Origin of the sequence: Streptomyces sp. NBC_01497, from assembly GCF_036250695.1 — a bacterium.
GTDB lineage: Bacteria > Actinomycetota > Actinomycetes > Streptomycetales > Streptomycetaceae > Streptomyces.
Genome location: NZ_CP109427.1, coordinates 1,661,669 through 1,680,405, shown reverse-complemented (window position 1 = coordinate 1,680,405; position 18,737 = coordinate 1,661,669). Strand labels below are relative to the sequence as shown.

The following is an 18,737-nucleotide window of genomic DNA, read 5'->3' as shown; positions in this document are numbered from 1 at the left end:
CGCCCGCCGGAGATTGTCGGCGGGCGTTTCTTCGTGTATCGGGTGTTTCGTCCGGACGAGCGTCGCTCAAGGTCTTGACGGGAGGTGGCCCCAAAGGCTGAGGTAAGAGTTCACAAGTTGGAGATACGTCGGGGTCTCAGTGACGCGGCCCCGCCGGGAGACGGTCGTCGTGCCGTCTGCCAGGGCAGGAGTGGATGAGCCGTGGAGACTCCGGGGTCGCAGTCGTCGCTGCACCGGGCCAACCTCGAACGGGTCGTACGCGCGGTGCGTATGGCCGGTTCGCTGACGCAGGCCGAGATCGCCAGGGGCACCGGTCTGTCCGCAGCCACGGTGTCCAACATCGTCCGGGAGCTGAAGGAGGGCGGCACGGTCGAGGTCACCCCGACCTCGGCGGGCGGGCGCAGGGCCCGCAGCGTGTCGCTGAGCCCCGAGGCCGGCATCGTGCTCGGCGTCGACTTCGGCCACACCCACCTGCGCGTGGCGGTGGGCAACCTGGCCCATCAGGTCCTGGCCGAGGAGTCCGAGCCACTGGACGTCGACGCGTCGTACGCGGACGGCTTCGGGCGGGCGGAGACCCTGGTCGAACGCCTGATCGTGACCACCGGGATCGACCGTAAGAAGGTCGTCGGCGTCGGGCTCGGCGTGCCGGGCCCCATCGACGTCGAATCGGGCACGCTCGGCTCCACGGCGATACTGCCGGGGTGGACCGGGATCAACCCGAGCGACGAGCTCGCCGCCCGCCTCGGGGTGCCGGTGTACGTGGACAACGATGCCAATCTCGGCGCGCTCGGCGAGATGGTGTGGGGCAGCGGCCGGGGCGTGCGCGACCTGGCGTACATCAAGGTCGCGAGCGGTGTCGGGGCGGGCCTCGTCATCGCGGGCCGGATCTACCGCGGGCCCGGTGGCACGGCGGGGGAGATCGGGCACATCACCCTGGACGAGGCGGGCCCGGTGTGCCGCTGCGGCAACCGCGGATGCCTGGAGACCTTCACCGCCGCCCGGTACGTCCTGCCCCTCCTGCAGCCCAGCCACGGCAGCGACCTGACGATGGAGCGGGTCGTCCAGTTGGCCCGCGAGGGCGACCCCGGGTGCCGCAGGGTGGTGGCCGACGTGGGCCGGCACGTCGGCAGCGGCGTCGCCAATCTGTGCAACCTTCTGAACCCCTCCAGGGTGGTGCTGGGAGGCGATCTGGCGGAGGCTGGGGAACTGGTGCTCGCGCCGATCCGGGAGTCCGTCTCGCGGTACGCCATCCCGAGCGCGGCGCGCCAACTCTCGGTGCTCCCGGGAGCCCTGGGAGGCCGGGCCGAGGTGCTCGGCGCGCTGGCGCTCGTACTCAACGAAATGGGCGATTCGACCTTGCTGGAGAGCGCCCTCCCGAGCACCACACCTGCCTTCACTTAGATAACGAATGGCACCGTTGTCATCTCGTTAAGGATTTACTCCTTGACGTCGCCCGTTTGGCCGAGTTGACTTCCTGCCACCTCGGCCGCAGCGACGCGGCCTCGTCAGGGAGGTTTTTCAACGTGAACGCATCGATGCGTCGTGCTGCGGTAGCCGCGTCCGCCACCGGCATGGCTGTTCTCCTCGCCGCGTGCGGCAGTGCCAAGCAGTCCAGCGGCAGCGACAGCGCCCCCAAGAAGAAGTCCGACTCGGACAACATCACGGTGGGCCTGCTTCTCCCGGAGAACAAGACCGCGCGTTACGAGTCGCTGGACAGGCCGCTCATCACCAAGCGGATCTCCGACCTCACCAACGGCAAGGGCAAGGTCGTCTACGAGAACGCGCAGCAGGACGCGACGACCCAGACCCAGCAGATGTCCACGCTGATCACCCGCAAGGTCGACGTGATCATCCTGGACGCGGTGGACTCGAAGTCGATCGCCGCCTCGGTCCAGAAGGCCAAGGACGCCGGCATCCCCGTGGTGGCCTACGACCGCCTCGCGGACGGCCCGATCGACGCCTACACCTCCTTCGACAACACCGAAGTCGGCCGGGTGCAGGCGAACGCCCTGGTCAAGCAGCTCGGCTCGAAGGCCAAGGCCGGCAGCATCGTGATGATGAACGGTGCCATCACGGACCCGAACGCCGCGCTCTTCAAGGCCGGCGCGCTGCCGATCCTGCAGAAGGCCACGACGATCGGCAAGAAGTACGACACGCAGGACTGGGACCCGAACAACGCCAACGCCAACATGGCGGCCGCGATCCAGGCCCTCGGTGCGAAGAAGATCGTCGGCGTCTACTCCGCCAACGACGACATGGCCGGCGCCATCATCCAGGCGATGAAGCAGGCCAGCATCGACCCGAAGAAGGTCCCGGTCACCGGCCAGGACTCGACTCTGACCGGCGTGCAGCGCATCCTCGACGGCACGCAGTTCATGAGCATCTACAAGTCGTACCCGGAAGAGGCGTCCGTCGCCGGCCAGATGGCCGTCGCGCTGGCGCAGGGCAAGTCCGTGGACACCATCGCCGCGGACAAGAGCGACAGCAACACCAACAAGGGCATCCCCACCAAGATCATCCCGGTGGTCTCCCTGACCAAGTCCAACATCAAGGACACGGTCCTCAAGGACAACATCTACAAGCTGTCCGACATCTGCACCCCCACGTACCTCGCGGCCTGCAAGGCCGACGGCCTGGAGTAGGCGGCAGCGGAGGGCCCGATCGAGGGACCTCCGCCCGTTCCACTCCTGTGAAGACCTGTCCGGCGCCCCGCTCGACCACGCCCCGCAAGCAGAAGCGGCGGGGCGCCGGACGGAACTCTTCACCTCCTGCCGCCGCTCTCCGGCGGTGGGCTTCCGCATGTTCTGCTCGACCTCCGCGCCACACCCCCGGCGCGGCATCCCCGCCGGTCAGGCGGCGAAGGAGATGGTTCACGTGACCGCTACGCCCGTGCTGGCGTTGCGAGGGGTCTTCAAGCGATTCGGTGCCGTCCAGGCGCTCACCGACGTCGACCTGGAGATCCACGCCGGTGAGGTGGTCGCCCTGGTGGGCGACAACGGAGCCGGAAAGTCCACGCTGGTCAAGACGATCGCCGGCGTGCATCCCATCGACGAAGGCGTCATCGAGTGGGAGGGACGCCAGGTCTCGGTCGACCGGCCGCAGGATGCCCAGCACCTGGGTATCGCGACCGTCTACCAGGACCTGTCGCTCGCCGACAACATCGACGTCGTGGGCAACCTGTTCCTCGGCCGGGAGATCCGCCGCTGGGGCGTGCTCAACGAGGTCGAGATGGAGCGCCGCTCGCGCGAGCTGCTCGACTCGCTCTCGATCCGCATCCCGAGCGTGCGCATTCCGATCGCCTCGCTCTCCGGCGGTCAGCGCCAGGTCGTGGCGATCGCCCGCTCGATGCTCGGTGAGCCCAAGCTCGTCATCCTCGACGAGCCCACGGCGGCTCTCGGTGTGGAGCAGACCGCCCAGGTGCTCGACCTCGTGGAGCGCCTGCGCTCGCGCGGCCTCGCGGTCCTCCTCATCAGCCACAACATGGCGGACGTCAAGGCCGTCGCCGACCGGGTCGCGGTTCTCCGCCTCGGTGGCAACAACGGCGTCTTCGACGTCAGGACCACCTCGCAGGAAGACATCATCGCCGCCATCACCGGCGCCACGGACAACGCTGTGACCCGGCGCGCGTCCCGTACCGCGGAGGTTCAGAAGTGAGCATCGACAAGACCTCGGCGCCGCGGCACCGGGCCGTCGACGCGCCGGAGGCCGCCGAGGGCGCCGTCACGGCGGTCGACCCCCGGCTCCTCGTCCAGGAGCAGGGTTTCGGCGGATACGTCACGGAGTTCAAGCGCAAGATCAAGGCCGGTGAACTGGGCTCCATCCCGGTCATCGTCGGTCTGATCCTGATCGGCGTGATCTTCACCAGCCTGAACTCCAGCTTCCTCGGCGCGGGAAACATCACCGACATCCTCGTGCAGATGAGCGGTACGGGGCTGATAGCCACCGGCATCGTCTTCGTCCTGCTGCTCGGTGAGATCGACCTCTCCGTCGGTTCCGTCAGCGGTCTGGCGAGCGCGATCTTCGCGGTGCTCGGCATCACGCACGGAATGAACAGCATCCTGGCGCTGATCATCGCGCTGGCCTCCGGCGCCGTCGCGGGTGCCATCCACGGCTTCTTCTTCGCGCGCATCGGCGTCCCGGCCTTCGCCGTGACGCTGGCCGGTCTGCTCTTCTGGAGCGGCCTGATGTTGCAGGTGCTCGGCCCGTCCGGCACCATCAACATCCCGAACGACAACGTCGTCTACAAGCTGGAGAACTACTTCTTCAGTGACGTGGCGGCGGCCTACGTCCTGGCCCTCGTGGCCGTGGTCGTGTACTTCTGGGCCTCCTTCTCGCAGAACCGCAGCAGGCAGCGCGCCGGCGTGCCGGCCCGTCCGCTGGCCGACACCATCCTGCGTACGGTCCTGGTCGCCATCGCCGCCTTCGGTGTCGCGATCATCTTCAACCAGTACAAGGGCCTTCCGCTGGCCGTCGTGATCTTCATCGGCCTGCTGGTCATCACGGACTTCGTGCTCCGCAGGACCACCTACGGCCGCAAGATCTTCGCGCTCGGCGGCAGCGTCGAGGCGTCGCGCCGTGCCGGTATCAACGTGACCTGGATCCGGATCTCGGTCTTCATGATCTCCGGTGGCTTCGCGGCGCTCGGCGGCCTGTTCCTGGCCTCCCAGATCGCCGCCGCCAACCAGGGCGCCGGCGCGGGCAACCTGCTCATGAACTCCATCGCCGCGGCCGTCATCGGCGGCACCAGCCTCTTCGGTGGCCGGGGCCGTACGTGGAACGCCCTGCTCGGTGTGCTCGTGATCATCTCCATCCAGGTGGGCCTGGGCATCCAGGGCGTGGCCGCGCCCATCGTGTCCATGGTCACCGGCGCCGTCCTGCTGGCCACCGTGGTCATCGACGCCATCACCAGGAAGACGCAGCGGAGCGCGGGTCGCGCCTGACCGCTCTCCCGCAAGCCGTGCCCGGTGCCTTCCAGGTACCGGGCACGCTTGCGTCCGCGGGCAGTGGCCCCCCAGTGGGTGCCGCCCCTGCCGGGCGCGGTCCCGCGCCCGGCGCGTGGAGTGCGGGCGGCCCGCGCCTCCCGTGGTGGAGTACCGCGGCCCGGCCCTCCTGCCGTGACCGGCCACACGTTCGGATCGCACCTGTATGGATGTTCGTGTCGCCGACGACCTTCCGGACCGCCGAGCCCGGCCAGGGCCCGGAGAACCCCGGTTCCCTTGGGTCGTACGGCTATGCACAAGGTCAGTCAAGCCACAAGGGGATCCGCTGGTTCGCAGCCGATGGTGTGACACACAAACACGCGGCCCGACGAACGCCGCCGCGGGCGGAACATTAGAATCAGCGGATCGGCAGAGCTCGACCGGCTCAATCGCAAGGAGGCACGGGTGCCGTTGCTGACGCACATCAAGGGACCGCGGGATCTGGACCGACTCGACCCCGAGCAGCTCAGGCAGCTCGCGGGCGAGATCAGGACGTTCCTCGTCGACGCGGTCTCCAAGACCGGCGGCCACCTCGGGCCCAATCTGGGCGTCGTGGAACTGACCATCGCCCTCCACCGGGTGTACGACTCCCCGAACGACCGGATCCTGTTCGACACCGGGCACCAGGCGTACGTGCACAAGCTCCTCACGGGGCGCCAGGACTTCACGAAGCTGAAGCGCAAGGGCGGCCTCTCCGGCTACCCGTCCCGCGCCGAGTCCGAGCACGACGTGATCGAGAACTCGCACGCCTCCACCGTCCTCGGCTGGGCCGACGGGCTCGCCAAGGCCAACCGCGTCCTGAAGAAGGACAACAGCGTGGTCGCCGTCATCGGCGACGGCGCGCTGACCGGCGGCATGGCCTGGGAGGCGCTGAACAACATCGCCGCCGCCAAGGACCGCCCCCTCGTCATCGTCGTCAACGACAACGAGTGGTCCTACGCGCGCACCACCGGCGGCCTCGCCAACCACCTCGCCACCCTGCGCATCTCGGACGGCTACGAGCGCTTCCTCGCCCGTGGCAAGGACCTCCTGGAGCGCACGCCCGTCGTGGGCAGGCCGCTGTACGAGACGCTGCACGGCGCCAAGAAGGGCCTGAAGGACTTCGTCGCCCCGCAGGGCATGTTCGAGGACCTCGGCCTGAAGTACATGGGCCCCATCGACGGCCACGACGTCGAGGCCGTCGAATCCGCGTTGCTGCGGGCGAAACGCTTCGGCGGCCCGGTCATCGTGCACTGCATCACGGAGAAGGGCCGCGGCTACACCCCGGCCGAGCAGGACCCGACCGACCGCTTCCACGGCATCGGTCCGATCCACCCCGACACGGGTCTGCCGATCTCGGCGGGCGGCGCCGACTGGACGTCCGTCTTCGGTGAGGAAATGCTCAAGCTCGGTCAGGAGCGGGACGACATCGTCGCGATCACGGCCTCGATGCTGCACCCCACCGGCCTGACCAAGTTCGCCGAGGCGTTCCCCGACCGGGTCTACGACGTCGGGATCGCCGAGCAGCACGGCGCGGTCTCCGCCGCCGGCCTCGCCACGGGTGGGCTGCACCCCGTCTTCGCCGTCTACGCGACCTTCCTCAACCGCGCCTTCGACCAGGTCCTGATGGATGTGGCACTGCACCGCTGCGGTGTGACCTTCGCGCTCGACCGGGCCGGCGTGACGGGCACCGACGGTCCGACGCACAACGGCATGTGGGACATGTCGATGCTCCAGATCGTGCCGGGCATCAGGATCGCCGCCCCGCGCGACGCCGACCAGGTCCGCTCCCAGCTGCGCGAGGCCGTGCAGGTCGAGGACGCGCCGACCGTGGTGCGGTACTCGAAGGGCGCGGTCGGGCCCGCCGTCGCGGCCGTCGGCCGGATCGGCGGCATGGACGTCCTGCGCCGGCCCGCCACCTCGGACCCGGCGGACGTGCTGCTGGTCTCGGTGGGCGCCCTCGCGCCGATGTGCCTGGAGATTGCCGACCTTCTGGACAAGCAGGGCATTTCGAGCACGGTCGTCGACCCGCGCTGGGTCAAGCCCGTCGACGAGGAGATGGTCCCCCTCGCGGAGCGCCACCGCGTCGTGATCACGGTCGAGGACAACATCCGCACCGGCGGCGTCGGCGCCTCGATCGCGCAGGCGCTCCGGGACTCCGGCGTGGACATGCCGCTGCGGGACTTCGGCATCCCCGAGCGGTTCCTCCCGCACGCGTCGCGCAAGGAGCTCATGGCCGAGTTCGGACTGACGGCGCCCGACATCGCCCGTCAGGTCACCGGTCTCGTCTCCCGTCTCGACGGCAAGCTGCTGGACACGCGGGAGGTCGCCCGCGACTGACCGGGCCCCACGGCCCGCGTGCGGGCGCCGGTGCCACGGCGCCCGCGCCCGCACGCGGAATCCGCCGGCCCGCACCACCTCGGACGGGCCGCCCGTGCGGACGCTGTTCGACCCCGCGTACGGCTTCGGGCCGGCCGGACTCCCGTACGGGTGGTCCGACCGGTCCGAACGTGTGAAATTCCTTCTTCCTGTTAGGCGACGCGCCCGGCCCTCTCGATCATTGCCGGGTTGGACGCGCACAGGGAAGGACGTACGTGAGTACTCAAGGTGGCACGCCAGGGACACGACACGCTCTGTTCCGCACCAAATCGGTCGAGCAGTCCATCAGGGACACCGAGGAGCCCGACCACCGGCTCAGGAAGTCGCTCTCCGCGCTCGACCTCACCGTCTTCGGCGTCGGCGTCATCATCGGGACCGGCATCTTCGTCCTGACCGGTCAGGTGGCCAAGGAGAACGCGGGTCCCGCGACGGCCCTCGCGTTCGTCGTCTCCGGCATCGTGTGCGCGCTCGCCGCCCTGTGCTACGCCGAGTTCGCCTCGACGGTGCCGGTCGCCGGATCCGCCTACACCTTCTCCTACGCCTCCCTCGGGGAACTGCCCGCCTGGATCATCGGCTGGGACCTCATCCTCGAACTGGCCCTCGGGGCCGCGGTCGTCGCCGTCGGCTGGTCCGGGTACATCCAGTCCTTCCTCAGCAACGCGGGCTGGAACATGCCGTCGGGGCTGACCGGCACGCACGGCGGGCACTTCGGGTTCGACGTGCTCGCCTGCTTCCTCATCCTCGTCCTGACGGGCATCCTCGTCATCGGCATGCGGCTCTCGTCGATGATCACCAATGTCATCGTCGCGGTGAAGATCGTGGTGGTCCTGATCGTCATCATCGTCGGCGCCTTCCTGATCACCGGCTCCAACTACACGCCGTTCATCCCGCCGACGGTGCACTCCTCGGGGATCAGCGGCCTCAACGCTCCGCTCATCCAGCTGATGGCGGGCTTCACCCCCGGCAACTTCGGCATCTTCGGCATCTTCAGCGCCGCCGCGATCGTCTTCTTCGCCTTCATCGGCTTCGACATCGTCGCGACGGCGGCGGAGGAGACCCTCAGACCCCAGCGCGACGTGCCGCGCGGCATCCTCGCCTCGCTGTTCATCTGCACCCTGCTGTACGTCGCGGTGTCCATCGTCGTCACCGGCATGCAGAAGTACACCGAGCTGTCCGTGGACGCCCCGCTGTCCGACGCCTTCAAGGCCACCGGACACCCCTTCTGGTCCGGCGTCATCAGCTTCGGCGCCGCCGTCGGGCTGACCTCGGTCTGCATGATCCTGCTGCTCGGGCAGAGCCGGGTCTTCTTCGCGATGAGCCGCGACGGCCTGCTGCCGAAGGTCTTCTCGCAGGTCCACCCGCGCTTCGGCACCCCCTACCGGACGACGATCCTGCTCGGTGTCCTCGTCGCGGCCGTCGCCGGGTTCACGTCCATCTCGGAGCTCGCCAACCTCGTCAACATCGGCACGCTCTCGGCCTTCGTCGTCGTCGCCATCGGCGTGATCATCCTGCGGCGCACCCGTCCCGACCTGCCCCGGTCGTTCCGCACCCCGCTGGTGCCGTGGGTGCCGATCGCGTCCGTCGCCGCCTCGCTGTGGCTGATGCTGAACCTGACCGCGGAGACATGGCTGCGGTTCGCGATCTGGATGGCCGTCGGCTTCGTCATCTACTTCCTGTACGGGATCCGGCACAGCCGGGCAGGCGGCGAGCGGCCGCCCGCGCCCGGCCAGGACAGCGGCACGGCCCCGCGCGCCTGACGGGCCCCTCACGGGTCCGCGGGGCGGGTCCACGGCCCGGGGCCCCGGATCACCGCCCGCGGGCTCCCCGCCCCCGGCGTCGTCCCGGGAGAGCCGCCGCGGGCCGGACGCCGCGCCCGCTCAGGGCACCCGGACGTCCGCGAGCAGTGCCCGTGCCTCCTCGGGGCTCAACTCGCCCGCCAGCGGGTCGAAGAACTCCGCTGCCGGCGCGGCCTGAAGCGCGAGCCGCTCACCGTCCAGCCAGTCCGCGTCGAAGCCGAGCCGCCACGAATGCAGATACGTCCGGGCACCCGTCTGCGCGGCCGCCTTGTCGAACAGCGGATCCCCGAGCACCGGATGGCCGATCCAGGCGAGGTGCACCCGGATCTGATGGCGGCGCCCCGTCACCGGGCGCACCACGAGCAGCGAATGCCGCGCCCCCTCGTACACCCGGCGAAAGAGCGTCGTGGACGGATATCTGCGCGTGTCCAGGAGATCCTCGTCCGCCACCCACCACCGGCCGTGTTCCTTCTGCGCGCCGCCGCCCTCTTGCGTGCTTTCCGTCCGGTCCGCACGAATGGCCTCGCGTTGCGCGGCGATACGGATACGGCCCTTGCGGCCGGCGCTCAACGGCAGCTCGATCGTGCCCTCCTCGGGCAGCCCGACGGTCTCCGTCACCACCAGATACGCCTTGTCGACCGTGCGCTTGTTGAACTGCCGGGTCAGACCACCGTGCCGTGAGAGGTCCTTCGCGAACAGGATGACGCCCGACGTGGCCTTGTCGATGCGGTGCACGGGATACAGCTGTTCGCCGGATTCCTGCGCCAGTTCCACGATGTCCGTGTCGTGCCGCTCACCCATCACGGAAATTCCGGACGGTTTGTCGAGAGCGAGAATCGCCGCGTCCTCGACGAGAAGCGAAGAACTCCGGAGATCGTGCCAATTCCAGTCGGTCGTGCCCATGGTCAGTAGCGTACGCTGCGCGGCCCGACCCCTCCGGCCCCGTGCTCCGCCACCCGCCGCAGCAACTCCCGGTCCGCCGTGGCCACCAGGCAGGGGCGGCCCTCGGCGCCGGCCGCGGCGGCCAGCTCCACGATCAGGTCGTCACCGCTGCCGGGCGCCGACTCCACCCGTACCCCGGGCACCGACTCCACACCGCGTGCCGCGCCCTCCACCACCAGCACCGTCGTGAGGGGGCCCGGGTGGCCGGGCACACCGTGCTCCTCGACGGCGGCCGCCGCCAACGCGTCGCGCAGGCGCTCCGCCGCGCCACGCCGGTCGCGCCACCACCCGTCGGGGACGGAACCGACCACGTTCGCACCGTCGACAATCAGCAAGGTCCGCACCCCGACAGCCTCGCACAACACTCCGTGGCCGGCCGTGGGTAGGATCGGCTGATTCGTAACCCCCGCCCCCGGCGGGGAGGCGGTGAGCCCGGGAAGGTGGTGGCGGCGAGCCATGGCGCTGCGGTCCGTACGGACGTCGAAGAGAGCGGACGACGGGGACGGTGGCCCGGCCGCCGGGCCCGCCCCGAGGACGAGGGTGCGCGGCGCGCCCGCGCGCCCCGGCGACATCCCGAGGCCGGTCGGCGGCAGTTGGCTGGTACGGGGCAAGGACGGCCGGCTCACCGCGTACGCGCAGACGGACGACAGCGCCGTTCGGTGGACGGAGACGTCGGCCGGCACACCGCACTGGACGGGCCCGGACCGGCTGCCGGTGCCCTCCGTGGGCACCGTGCTGAGCATGGCGCTCACCCGGACGGGCGAGGGGTACGTGCACCTCGTGGCGATCCGCCGCCGCCCCGCCCCCGACGGCGGCAAGCCGCCGATCGACCTGCTGCACGCGATCCAGTACCAGACCGGCCGGCCGCTGCGCGACTGGCAGTCCATCGGCAGCCCCTACCGGGACCACACCAAGGCCGCGCGGATGGGTCCGCCCTCGCTGCTCGCGGACACCGAGAACAGCCTGCACGTGTACGTGCAGAACGCGGAAGGCCGTATCTCCTACCGGCAGCAGAACCCGAAGGGCCGCTTCGAGGGCTGGGAGCGCGCGAGCGTCGAGGGCACGCCCGTCACCGGCCAGGTGCACACGGCGCTCCGTGACGACGGCGTCATCGAGATCCTCGGCCCCGCGGCCGGCCGCGTTCTGCACTGGCGGCGCGAGAAGAACAACGCGGGGTTCACGCGCGTCGAGGACCAGGAACCGGCGGTACACGTGTCGCCCGGCACGCTCTCCTCGCACGCCACGGGCCCCGGCCGGATCACGTACTTCTGGCGGGACGGCGCCACGACCCGCGTCCACGCCTGGCGCCCCGGTGCGGACCCGGTGGACCTCGGCGGCCCCGGCACCGGCGCGCTGTCCGTCGTGCGCACCCCGGTGGACGGTGTCGACTGCACGATCCTCGCCGGGCAGGGCCAGGACGGCCGCCCGGTGCTCGCCGCCTATCCGACCGAGGACGAGGAGGCCGGCGTCACCTGGGTCTCCTCCGGCGAACCGTGCCGGGGAGTGCCGGCGCTGGCCCTGGACGGTGCGGGCAGGGTCGCGCTCGGGGCGATCGGCGAGGACGGGCGCCTGCGCGTCACCCGGCAGAAGCGGGAAGAGGGCCTGGCCCTGGAGGCCTGGACCGGGGTGAAACCGGCCTGACCCGACCGGGACCGGAACCGCCGAACGCACCCGGCCGCCACTGCCCGGATGCGGGCCCCGCGGCCGATCCCGCCTCTACGCCGACGAGTTGGTGAGGGCTGCTGACCGGCGCCCCGAAGGCCGGCCACGGGTGGCGGCTGGGCCGAACGAGCATCCGTCACGTGTGGTGCAGCAAGCATCCGCCGGTTTCTGCCGCGCCTTTTCCCCTCGTCACCGCCCTCCGCCCTGCTCTGGCCCGGGCGATGTTCGGAGCGGCTGCCTGACACGTGGGATGCGTAGGCGGCACGGGGATCGATCCGGTGTGGATCGGTGACCGGTCGAGCGGTGCGGCACGCGCCTGGCCGGTGTCGGCCCCATCACGCTGTTGCCGGTGTGGCTGTTCCGCCTCGGCAGTGCCGCGCGCTGAGCGGCTGCCGGAGCGGGGCGGCAGTCAGGGGTTGGCGGCGCCCACGGACCGCCGGAAGCAGGCCGCCCTTAACGCGTGGAGGGATTGATCCCGCGCGTCCTCCAACTCCACCGGCTTGCTGGGGCCCTTGATCCGTCGGGTGCGGGTGCGGGTGCGGGTGCGGGTGCGGGTGCGGGTGCGGGTGCCGCGCCGGGGTCGGGCAGCGACAGAGCCCAGACACGTCGGCCCGGGGGCTCTTCTCCGGAGCGGGTGCCGAGGACTCAACTCGCGCTCCGAGCATGGGAGTCCGCCGTTGCGGGGCGGGCAAAGTCGTTGCGGCCCGCACGTCTGACCGGTGGTCATCACTGCCGCTGAGCGTGTCGCGGCAGGCTTTGCGGAGAGGATGGAGACGCCAGGGGCGGGGCTTCTCGCGACGAGGCAACCGCCGTCACGAGGAGGACAGTTGAGTCCGGGCGCTTGACGCGCTCTGGGGCACGTGCCAGTCTTTCAGATCGGATGACAACGTTGTCGACAACGTGGTTCTTGTCCGTTATCGAGGCATTGGCGCCTGGTGAACCGGCAACGGTGATCGGGTCAATCATGCAGGAACGCGGGCCATCGGGTCCTGTCCCGTCCGCGTGGGCATGAGGAGGACCGGCGCTTCCCCGCATTCATGTTCTTGACGGCTCCGGCGTAACAGTCACGAGAGGGATGGCGATGAGTGGGATCGACCGACGGAAGTTCTTGTCAGGTGGAGTGGCTGCCGTAGGAGGCGGCGTCCTGGCTGTCGCCGGCGACCCCGTGGCGGCGCAGGCCCAGCCGGCTGCCGCTCCGCTGGTCGATCGTGTGCAGAGGCACGGACTCGTGAGCGGCGAGCTCATCGAAGGATCCTGGACCTTTCAGGCCACCAACGAAATTCCCGCGACGAGCGGCGAACAACTGGCAAGCAGTACCGCCGTGAAGACGATGGCGCCCGCGGTCGTCCCCGGCACACCGCTCACCAGCATGATCAAGAACGGCACCTATCCCGACCCCTTTTACGGGAAGATCGTCACCGACACGGTGCCGGACACCCTCAAGGACACCGACTACTGGTACCGAACCGCGTTCGATGTGCCCGAACCGGCACCAGGACAGCGTTTCTGGCTGCGCTTCGACGGCATCAGCTACAGCGCGCGGATCTGGCTCAACGGGACGTCGGTCGGGACCATCGAGGGGGCGTTCCATCGTGGCATCTTTGACGTGACCGACCTGATCGCCGCAGGCCAGGGAGATCACTCCCCGGCAGGCCGCACGGCCTACCTGGCCGTGCGGATCGGCAAACTCGATTTCACCGACCCTCCCTCGTTGCCGAGCTACGCGAGCGGGGTGACCCGGGGCCGTCGCAATGGTGGCGCCACGGGTGTCACCCTGAAGAACGGGCCGTCGTTCTTCTGCACTGCCGGATGGGACTGGTTGCCGACCATTCCGGACCGTGACATGGGTATCTGGCAGCCTGCCTCCTGGTTCACCACCGGTGCGGTACGCCTTGAGGACGTGTCGGTCGACACCACACTGAGCGACGACCTGCGCAGCGCGGAGATCCGGCTCACCCTCACGTACCACAACGCGTCCGACACGGCGGTGCTCGCCACCGTGAGCGGATCGATCGACAAGACCAGGATCCAGCACAAGAGCACCGTCCCACCCGGTACGACGTCGGTGACCCTGACCTCCGCCGACGTCGCGGGGCTCAGGCTTGACGCCCCCAGGCTCTGGTGGCCGAACGGCTACGGCGAGCCCTACCTCTACACCCTCCAGTTGGCGGTCCAGGCCGACGGCTCCCTGTCGGACGAGCGTGAGCTCAGGTTCGGCGTGCGGCGCATCGAGTACGTCGACGCCGACCAGCAACTGCGCATCAAGGTCAACGATCTGCCCATTCTGGTGATGGGAGGGAACTGGGGGCTGGACGAGGGCCTGAAGCGGACCCCGCGGGAACGGCTGCGCAACCAGGTACGACTGCACCGGGACGCCAATCTCAACCTCATCCGCAACTGGAACGGGCAGAGCACGACCGAGGACTTCTTCGCCGCCTGCGACGAGTACGGGATCCTGGTGTGGCAGGAGTTCTTCTTCTCGTCCGAGGGCCCGGCCGCCGGCAACATCCAGCGCGATATCGACAACATCCGCGACTGCATCATCAATTACCGCAACCACGCCTCGATTCTGCTGTGGTGCGGCGGGAACGAGAAGGCCCCGCCGCCGGAACTGGTCGCAGCCCTCGACCAGTTGGTACAGGAACTGGACCCGAAACGAGTCAGCCTGACCAGCTCGGCGGGCGATACGGGAGCGAACGCGATCAAGGGCTTCTCCTCGGGAGGGCCCTATCAGTGGGAGACGCCCAGCTCCGAGTTCTCCCTGGCCCGCACCAGGTCCACGCAGTCGAACCCGTTCCGCAACGAGATCGGTTCCTACTCGATCCCCACGCTCGAATTCATCCAGGCGATGCTCCCCGAGTCGTCGTGGGAGAAGCCGGATGACTACTGGGCCGATCGCGACGTCAACGGGAACGGCGGGAACGGCGGCGGCGCGGGATACATCGCCCTCACCGAACGCCGTTACGGCGAAGTGCTTAACCTGCCCGACTTCGCCCGCAAGTCGCAGCTGATGAACTACGAATGCATCAAGGCCATCTACGAGGCCCCTTCCTCGATGATGCTCGGTCCGAGCTCGACATCGCTCCCGGACCCCGCCTCCGGCGTGATCATGTGGATGTCGAACCCGGCGCAGCCGAGCTTCGTCTGGCAGATGTACAGCCACGACCTCGAAGCACACTCGTCGTTCTTCGCCGTCCAGCACGGCTGCCGTCGGCTCAACGTCATCATGGACGCCTCCACACGCGACCTGGTCCTCGCCAACCACACCGCTCAACGGATCGGCGGCAAGGTCACCGCCGAGATCTTCAACCTCGACGGCGGCCTGAGCAGCTCCACCGTGGTGGCCGTGAGCGGCGTGGATGCGGCGTCCCGCAAGACGATCGCGAACCTGTCATCGAAGATCGACGCGGCGTCCACGGCTGTGTGCTTCGTGCGCCTCACGCTCAGCGACGCGCACGCGGCCGTCACCGCCGAGAACTTCTACTGGTACGACAAGTCGGCCGGCGACAGCACCTATACCGACCTCGACACCATGCAGCCGGCCGTCATCTCGGTCTCGGCATCGGCCCGGGACATCGACAAGGAACAGACGGAGCTCACCGTCATCGCGAAGAACACGGGCAGCTCCGTCGCGCTGATGACGCACCTGCAGGTCTTCGACAAGAAGACGGGCGAGCGCGTTCTTCCCGTGTTCTACAGCGACAACTACCTCAACATCGTGCCCGGAGGGACCACGCAGGTGAAGGTCGTTGTTCCGGGGATGACCCGCGACCTGAGGAAGGACCTTGCGATCCGCATCGACGGATGGAAACTCGACACAGCGAAGTCCACCGTGCGGGGTAACGGGGTGCAGGTCGTCTTCAACAAGAACGCCCTGGCGACGAGCCCTGCCCAGAAGACGTTCGGGGTGTAGGCGGCAGTCCGGAAGCAGCTGAGCGACGCCTTGCCGGTTGCCGCAGGTGGGCGGACGGCGTTCGCCGGGTCGGGGTCGGGGTCGGGTGCGCTGTGGCATCCACCCCGGCCGCTTGAGGCACGGCGGCTCGCGCGGGACACCCCGTCGCGATCGCCGTGGACACCTGCCCCGGCCGTACCGTCCCCGATGCGATCGGCACCCGCGGAGCGCATCGCGAAGTCCGAGGGCCTGCCCGCCAGTTCGTCACGTCCGGTGGCGCGGACGCGTCATGCGGGACGGCGCCGAGCTTCTGCACGCCATCCATCAACCCTTGTCAGGGCGCACTGTGCCCTGTTCGCCGACTGCTCGGCCCCAGGAGCTCAGCCGGTGAGTTCGTGGACGCCGAGGGCGAAGTCCCCGTGGCCGACCCCGTTGCCCGCGAGGCCCACGGTGACCAGGCCCAGTCCTTCCAGCCAGTGCGCCATTTTCAGGCCGCCGACATCCAGCGGGCGCAGCCCGAGGCTCTCGACGAATGCAGCCACGCTCGCCTTGGCCCGCGCATCGTCGCCGGCGATGAAGACGTCGGGCCGGCCCTTCTCCAGGACATGACGGAAGACGGTGTTGAACGCCTTCACCACGCCGGCGCCGGCCGGGGCCACCTTGGCGACTTCCTGCGCGATCGAGGTCTCCTCGGTGTGGGCCAGTCCGTCGAACGTGGCGTTGAAGGGGTTGCTGATGTCGACGATGACCTTGCCCGCGAGGGCGTCCTGGTACTCGGCGACGACCGGAACGACACCGTCGTACAACAGGGCCGTGATGACGATGTCCCCGGCCGGGACGGCGCCCCACGTGCCCGTCGTCGCGCCGCCGCCCAGAGCCTTGGCCAGGTCCTCCGCCTTGGACTGATCGCGTCCCATGACCTCGACGGTGTTGCCGCCCGCCACCGCGAGTGTGCCGATGGTACGGGCCATGTTCCCCGTCCCGATGAGGGTGATGCTGCTCATGAGGTGTGCTCTCTTCCTGCTCTCGGAGTGTCGCTCTGTCTCGTTCGTACCGGGTCGGGCGCGGGGCGCCGGCCGCGACGTCTCCGGCCGACTGCCGTGCCTTTCCCGGCACCTCCGGCTCGTCCACCGCCGGTGGATCGGGATGCGTGAACCCGCCGCCCTTGCAAAAAGGAGGGGCCAGGTGCCCGGGTTTCCTCCATGGCCCTGCTGATGTGTGGTTCAGACGGCGGTGGTGCCGCCGTCGGCGACCAGTTCCAGGCCGTTGACGTAGCTGGAGTCGTCGGAGGCGAGGAACAGGGCGACGGTGGCGATTTCTTCGGGGCGGCCCATCTCCCCGCGGGGGATGAGGGATTCGAATGCGGCCTTGGTCGCCTCGTCGAACAGTTCCTCCTGTTTGGCGGTGGCGACCTGGCCGGGGGTCAGGACGTTGACGCGGATCTTGCGGTCGCGCAGTTCGTTGAGCCAGACGCGGGCCCAGGCCTGCTGGACGGCTTTGCTTCCCGCGTAGAGGCTCCAGCCGGGGAAGGCGCCGAGGGAGGCGTTGGATCCGGTCATGAGGATCGAGCCGTTGTCGTTGATCAGCGGCAGTGCCTTCTGCACGGTGAACAGGGTGCCGCGCGCGTTGAGCCAGAAGGCGTGGTGGAACTGTTCCTCGGTGATCTCGCCGAGGACGGCGGGCTCGCCCATCCCGGCGCTGGCCCACAGCACGTCGATCGAGCCCTTTTCCCGCCTGACGGTGTCGTACAAGCGGTCCAGGTCCTCCAGTTCGGCCGCGTCACCCTGGACGGCGGTGACGTTGCGGCCGATCAGCTTGACGGCGTCGTCCAGTGCTTCCTGCCGCCGGGCCTGGATGAAGACGTGCGCGCCCTCCTCGACGAACAGCTTGGCGCCGGCCAGTGCCATGCCGGTGGATCCGCCGGTGATCACCGCTACCTTGCCATCGAGCTTTCCCACGATCACTCCGTTGCGTTGATGGGTATCCGAAACAGTTCGGTTCTTGTACGTACACCAAACTGTGTACTTAACGTAGGCGAGGACTGGCCTGGGCGCAAGCTAAGTACACCGATCAGTACCGACTCCGTCGAGCGCCCCGCGCGCCACGGCGTGCGTGTCATGGCGCACCGATGACCAGCGGGACCGCTCCTACGGTGCGAGATCTCCGCCATCGCGACGGGTGCACGGCCAGGCACAGGTCCGCCGTTCTGTGCGCTTGACACGCGGATGATCAGCGCGAAGGGCGGGCTATGTAGACCGATCTGTACCGAAGCGTCTATGCTGGAGGCATGACGGAGTTGGAGAAGGGCCCCCTGGGCCGGCGCCGCGGCAGGGGCGCGCGCGAGCGCATCCTCAGCGCGTCCCAGCAGCTGTTCCGCGATCAGGGCATCAACCGCACCGGCATGGACCAGCTCTGCGCCGTGGCCCAGGTGTCCAAGCGCACGGCCTACCAGCACTTCGCCGGCAAGGACGAACTCGTCGCCGAATACCTGCGCCGATTCGATCCCGACGTCATGCCCGGTGTCTTCGACCGCACCGACCTCACACCCCGCGAACGGCTCCTCGCCGCCTTCGAGGTACCCGCGTCCACGCCCCTGTGCCCGTACATCGCGGCGGCCGTCGAACTCCACGACCCCCAACACCCCGCATCCCAGTACGCACGCGAGTACAAGACCGCCATCGCCGCGCGGCTCACCGATGCCGCCCGCGAAGCCGGCGCCACCGACCCCGAACAACTCGGCGAACAACTGGCGCTGCTCATCGACGGCGCCTCGGCCCGCACCCGAGTCCTCAACAGTGAGTCCTTCCCCGCCGCCGCCGCCATCGCCGCTGTCCTCATCGACAACGCCATCCCGGCGTCATCTCCTCGGCAGCCCAGCGATGACCGCGGAACCACCGGATCTGCTCCCGTTCCGGTGGGAGGCCGATGACCGCCCGATCGCGCCTCGTCGGCCGGAAGGCGACGTCGAGTGCGGAACGGCCGGAGCGGTAGCTGCCGGGACGCGGCCGGAGAGCGGATCACGAGATCCGGCCGCGGCCCTGCGCACATATCGCCGAGCGGTGACAGCTTTCGCGGAGTGGCGCCGCAAGCGCGCCCGGCGGAGCGCAG

The 18,737-nt window shown here is 69.2% G+C and carries 13 protein-coding genes; 9 read left to right on the top strand and 4 right to left on the bottom strand.

All coding sequences use genetic code 11. The features are described from left to right. Positions 1 to 201: 201 nt before the first annotated feature. The 6 genes from OG310_RS07180 (at position 202) to OG310_RS07155 (ending at position 9,094) form a co-directional block, all read left to right on the top strand. Positions 202 to 1,401, top strand: a complete 1,200-nt coding sequence (locus OG310_RS07180; protein ID WP_329455037.1) for an ROK family transcriptional regulator — start codon at positions 202 to 204, stop codon at positions 1,399 to 1,401. Between the two features lie 134 nt (positions 1,402 to 1,535). Then, entirely contained in the window at positions 1,536 to 2,642 is a 1,107-nt protein-coding gene (locus tag OG310_RS07175; RefSeq protein WP_329460060.1) for a substrate-binding domain-containing protein, read from the top strand. A 223-nt stretch (positions 2,643 to 2,865) separates the two neighbouring features. Then, positions 2,866 to 3,654, top strand: coding sequence for an ATP-binding cassette domain-containing protein (locus tag OG310_RS07170; protein ID WP_329455036.1), 789 nt, complete (start codon positions 2,866 to 2,868; stop codon positions 3,652 to 3,654). Then, the gene (locus tag OG310_RS07165; RefSeq protein WP_329455035.1) at positions 3,651 to 4,940 is read left to right on the top strand and encodes a sugar ABC transporter permease; all 1,290 of its coding nucleotides are present in this window, start codon (positions 3,651 to 3,653) and stop codon (positions 4,938 to 4,940) included. Before OG310_RS07170 ends, OG310_RS07165 begins: the two co-directional genes overlap by 4 nt. Before the next feature lie 444 nt (positions 4,941 to 5,384). Further along, on the top strand, positions 5,385 to 7,298 hold the full coding sequence (dxs, locus tag OG310_RS07160) for a 1-deoxy-D-xylulose-5-phosphate synthase (RefSeq protein ID WP_329455034.1): 1,914 nt from the start codon (positions 5,385 to 5,387) through the stop codon (positions 7,296 to 7,298). A 254-nt stretch (positions 7,299 to 7,552) separates the two neighbouring features. Continuing rightward, positions 7,553 to 9,094: an amino acid permease gene (locus OG310_RS07155; protein ID WP_329455033.1), complete on the top strand. Its 1,542-nt coding sequence runs from the start codon at positions 7,553 to 7,555 to the stop codon at positions 9,092 to 9,094. Positions 9,095 to 9,214: 120 nt separating this feature from the next. Here OG310_RS07155 and OG310_RS07150 read toward each other — a convergent pair whose 3' ends face one another. Beyond that, positions 9,215 to 10,036: an RluA family pseudouridine synthase gene (locus OG310_RS07150; RefSeq protein ID WP_329455032.1), complete on the bottom strand. Its 822-nt coding sequence runs from the start codon at positions 10,034 to 10,036 to the stop codon at positions 9,215 to 9,217. Between the two features lie 2 nt (positions 10,037 to 10,038). Beyond that, positions 10,039 to 10,419: an NTP pyrophosphohydrolase gene (locus OG310_RS07145; protein WP_329455031.1), complete on the bottom strand. Its 381-nt coding sequence runs from the start codon at positions 10,417 to 10,419 to the stop codon at positions 10,039 to 10,041. Between the two features lie 112 nt (positions 10,420 to 10,531). Between OG310_RS07145 and OG310_RS07140 the strand changes: the two genes are divergently transcribed. Both OG310_RS07140 and OG310_RS07135 read left to right on the top strand, forming a co-directional pair. Next, on the top strand, positions 10,532 to 11,716 hold the full coding sequence (locus OG310_RS07140; protein ID WP_329455030.1) for a hypothetical protein: 1,185 nt from the start codon (positions 10,532 to 10,534) through the stop codon (positions 11,714 to 11,716). A 1,249-nt stretch (positions 11,717 to 12,965) separates the two neighbouring features. Next, positions 12,966 to 15,650 (top strand): glycoside hydrolase family 2 protein, encoded by a 2,685-nt coding sequence (locus OG310_RS07135; RefSeq protein WP_329455029.1) that lies wholly within the window; start codon positions 12,966 to 12,968, stop codon positions 15,648 to 15,650. 359 nt (positions 15,651 to 16,009) lie between these two features. Here OG310_RS07135 and OG310_RS07130 read toward each other — a convergent pair whose 3' ends face one another. Both OG310_RS07130 and OG310_RS07125 read right to left on the bottom strand, forming a co-directional pair. Next, on the bottom strand, positions 16,010 to 16,633 hold the full coding sequence (locus OG310_RS07130) for an NADPH-dependent F420 reductase (protein WP_329455028.1): 624 nt from the start codon (positions 16,631 to 16,633) through the stop codon (positions 16,010 to 16,012). Between the two features lie 219 nt (positions 16,634 to 16,852). Beyond that, positions 16,853 to 17,587 (bottom strand): SDR family NAD(P)-dependent oxidoreductase, encoded by a 735-nt coding sequence (locus tag OG310_RS07125; RefSeq protein WP_329455027.1) that lies wholly within the window; start codon positions 17,585 to 17,587, stop codon positions 16,853 to 16,855. Positions 17,588 to 17,916: 329 nt separating this feature from the next. Here OG310_RS07125 and OG310_RS07120 point away from each other — a divergent pair, with 329 nt between their 5' ends. Next, positions 17,917 to 18,558: a TetR/AcrR family transcriptional regulator gene (locus OG310_RS07120; protein WP_329455026.1), complete on the top strand. Its 642-nt coding sequence runs from the start codon at positions 17,917 to 17,919 to the stop codon at positions 18,556 to 18,558. The last annotated feature ends 179 nt before the right edge of the window (positions 18,559 to 18,737 follow it).

Bases quoted from the DNA above. Each gene is read 5' to 3' on its own strand.
- OG310_RS07175 (WP_329460060.1), top strand. From the start codon at position 1,536: ATGCGTCGTGCTGCGGTAGCCGCGTCCGCCACCGGCATGGCTGTTCTC.
- OG310_RS07170 (WP_329455036.1), top strand. From the start codon at position 2,866: ATGGTTCACGTGACCGCTACGCCCGTGCTGGCGTTGCGAGGGGTCTTC.
- OG310_RS07150 (WP_329455032.1), bottom strand. From the start codon at position 10,036: ATGGGCACGACCGACTGGAATTGGCACGATCTCCGGAGTTCTTCGCTT.
- OG310_RS07140 (WP_329455030.1), top strand. From the start codon at position 10,532: ATGGCGCTGCGGTCCGTACGGACGTCGAAGAGAGCGGACGACGGGGAC.
- OG310_RS07130 (WP_329455028.1), bottom strand. From the start codon at position 16,633: ATGAGCAGCATCACCCTCATCGGGACGGGGAACATGGCCCGTACCATC.
- OG310_RS07120 (WP_329455026.1), top strand. From the start codon at position 17,917: ATGACGGAGTTGGAGAAGGGCCCCCTGGGCCGGCGCCGCGGCAGGGGC.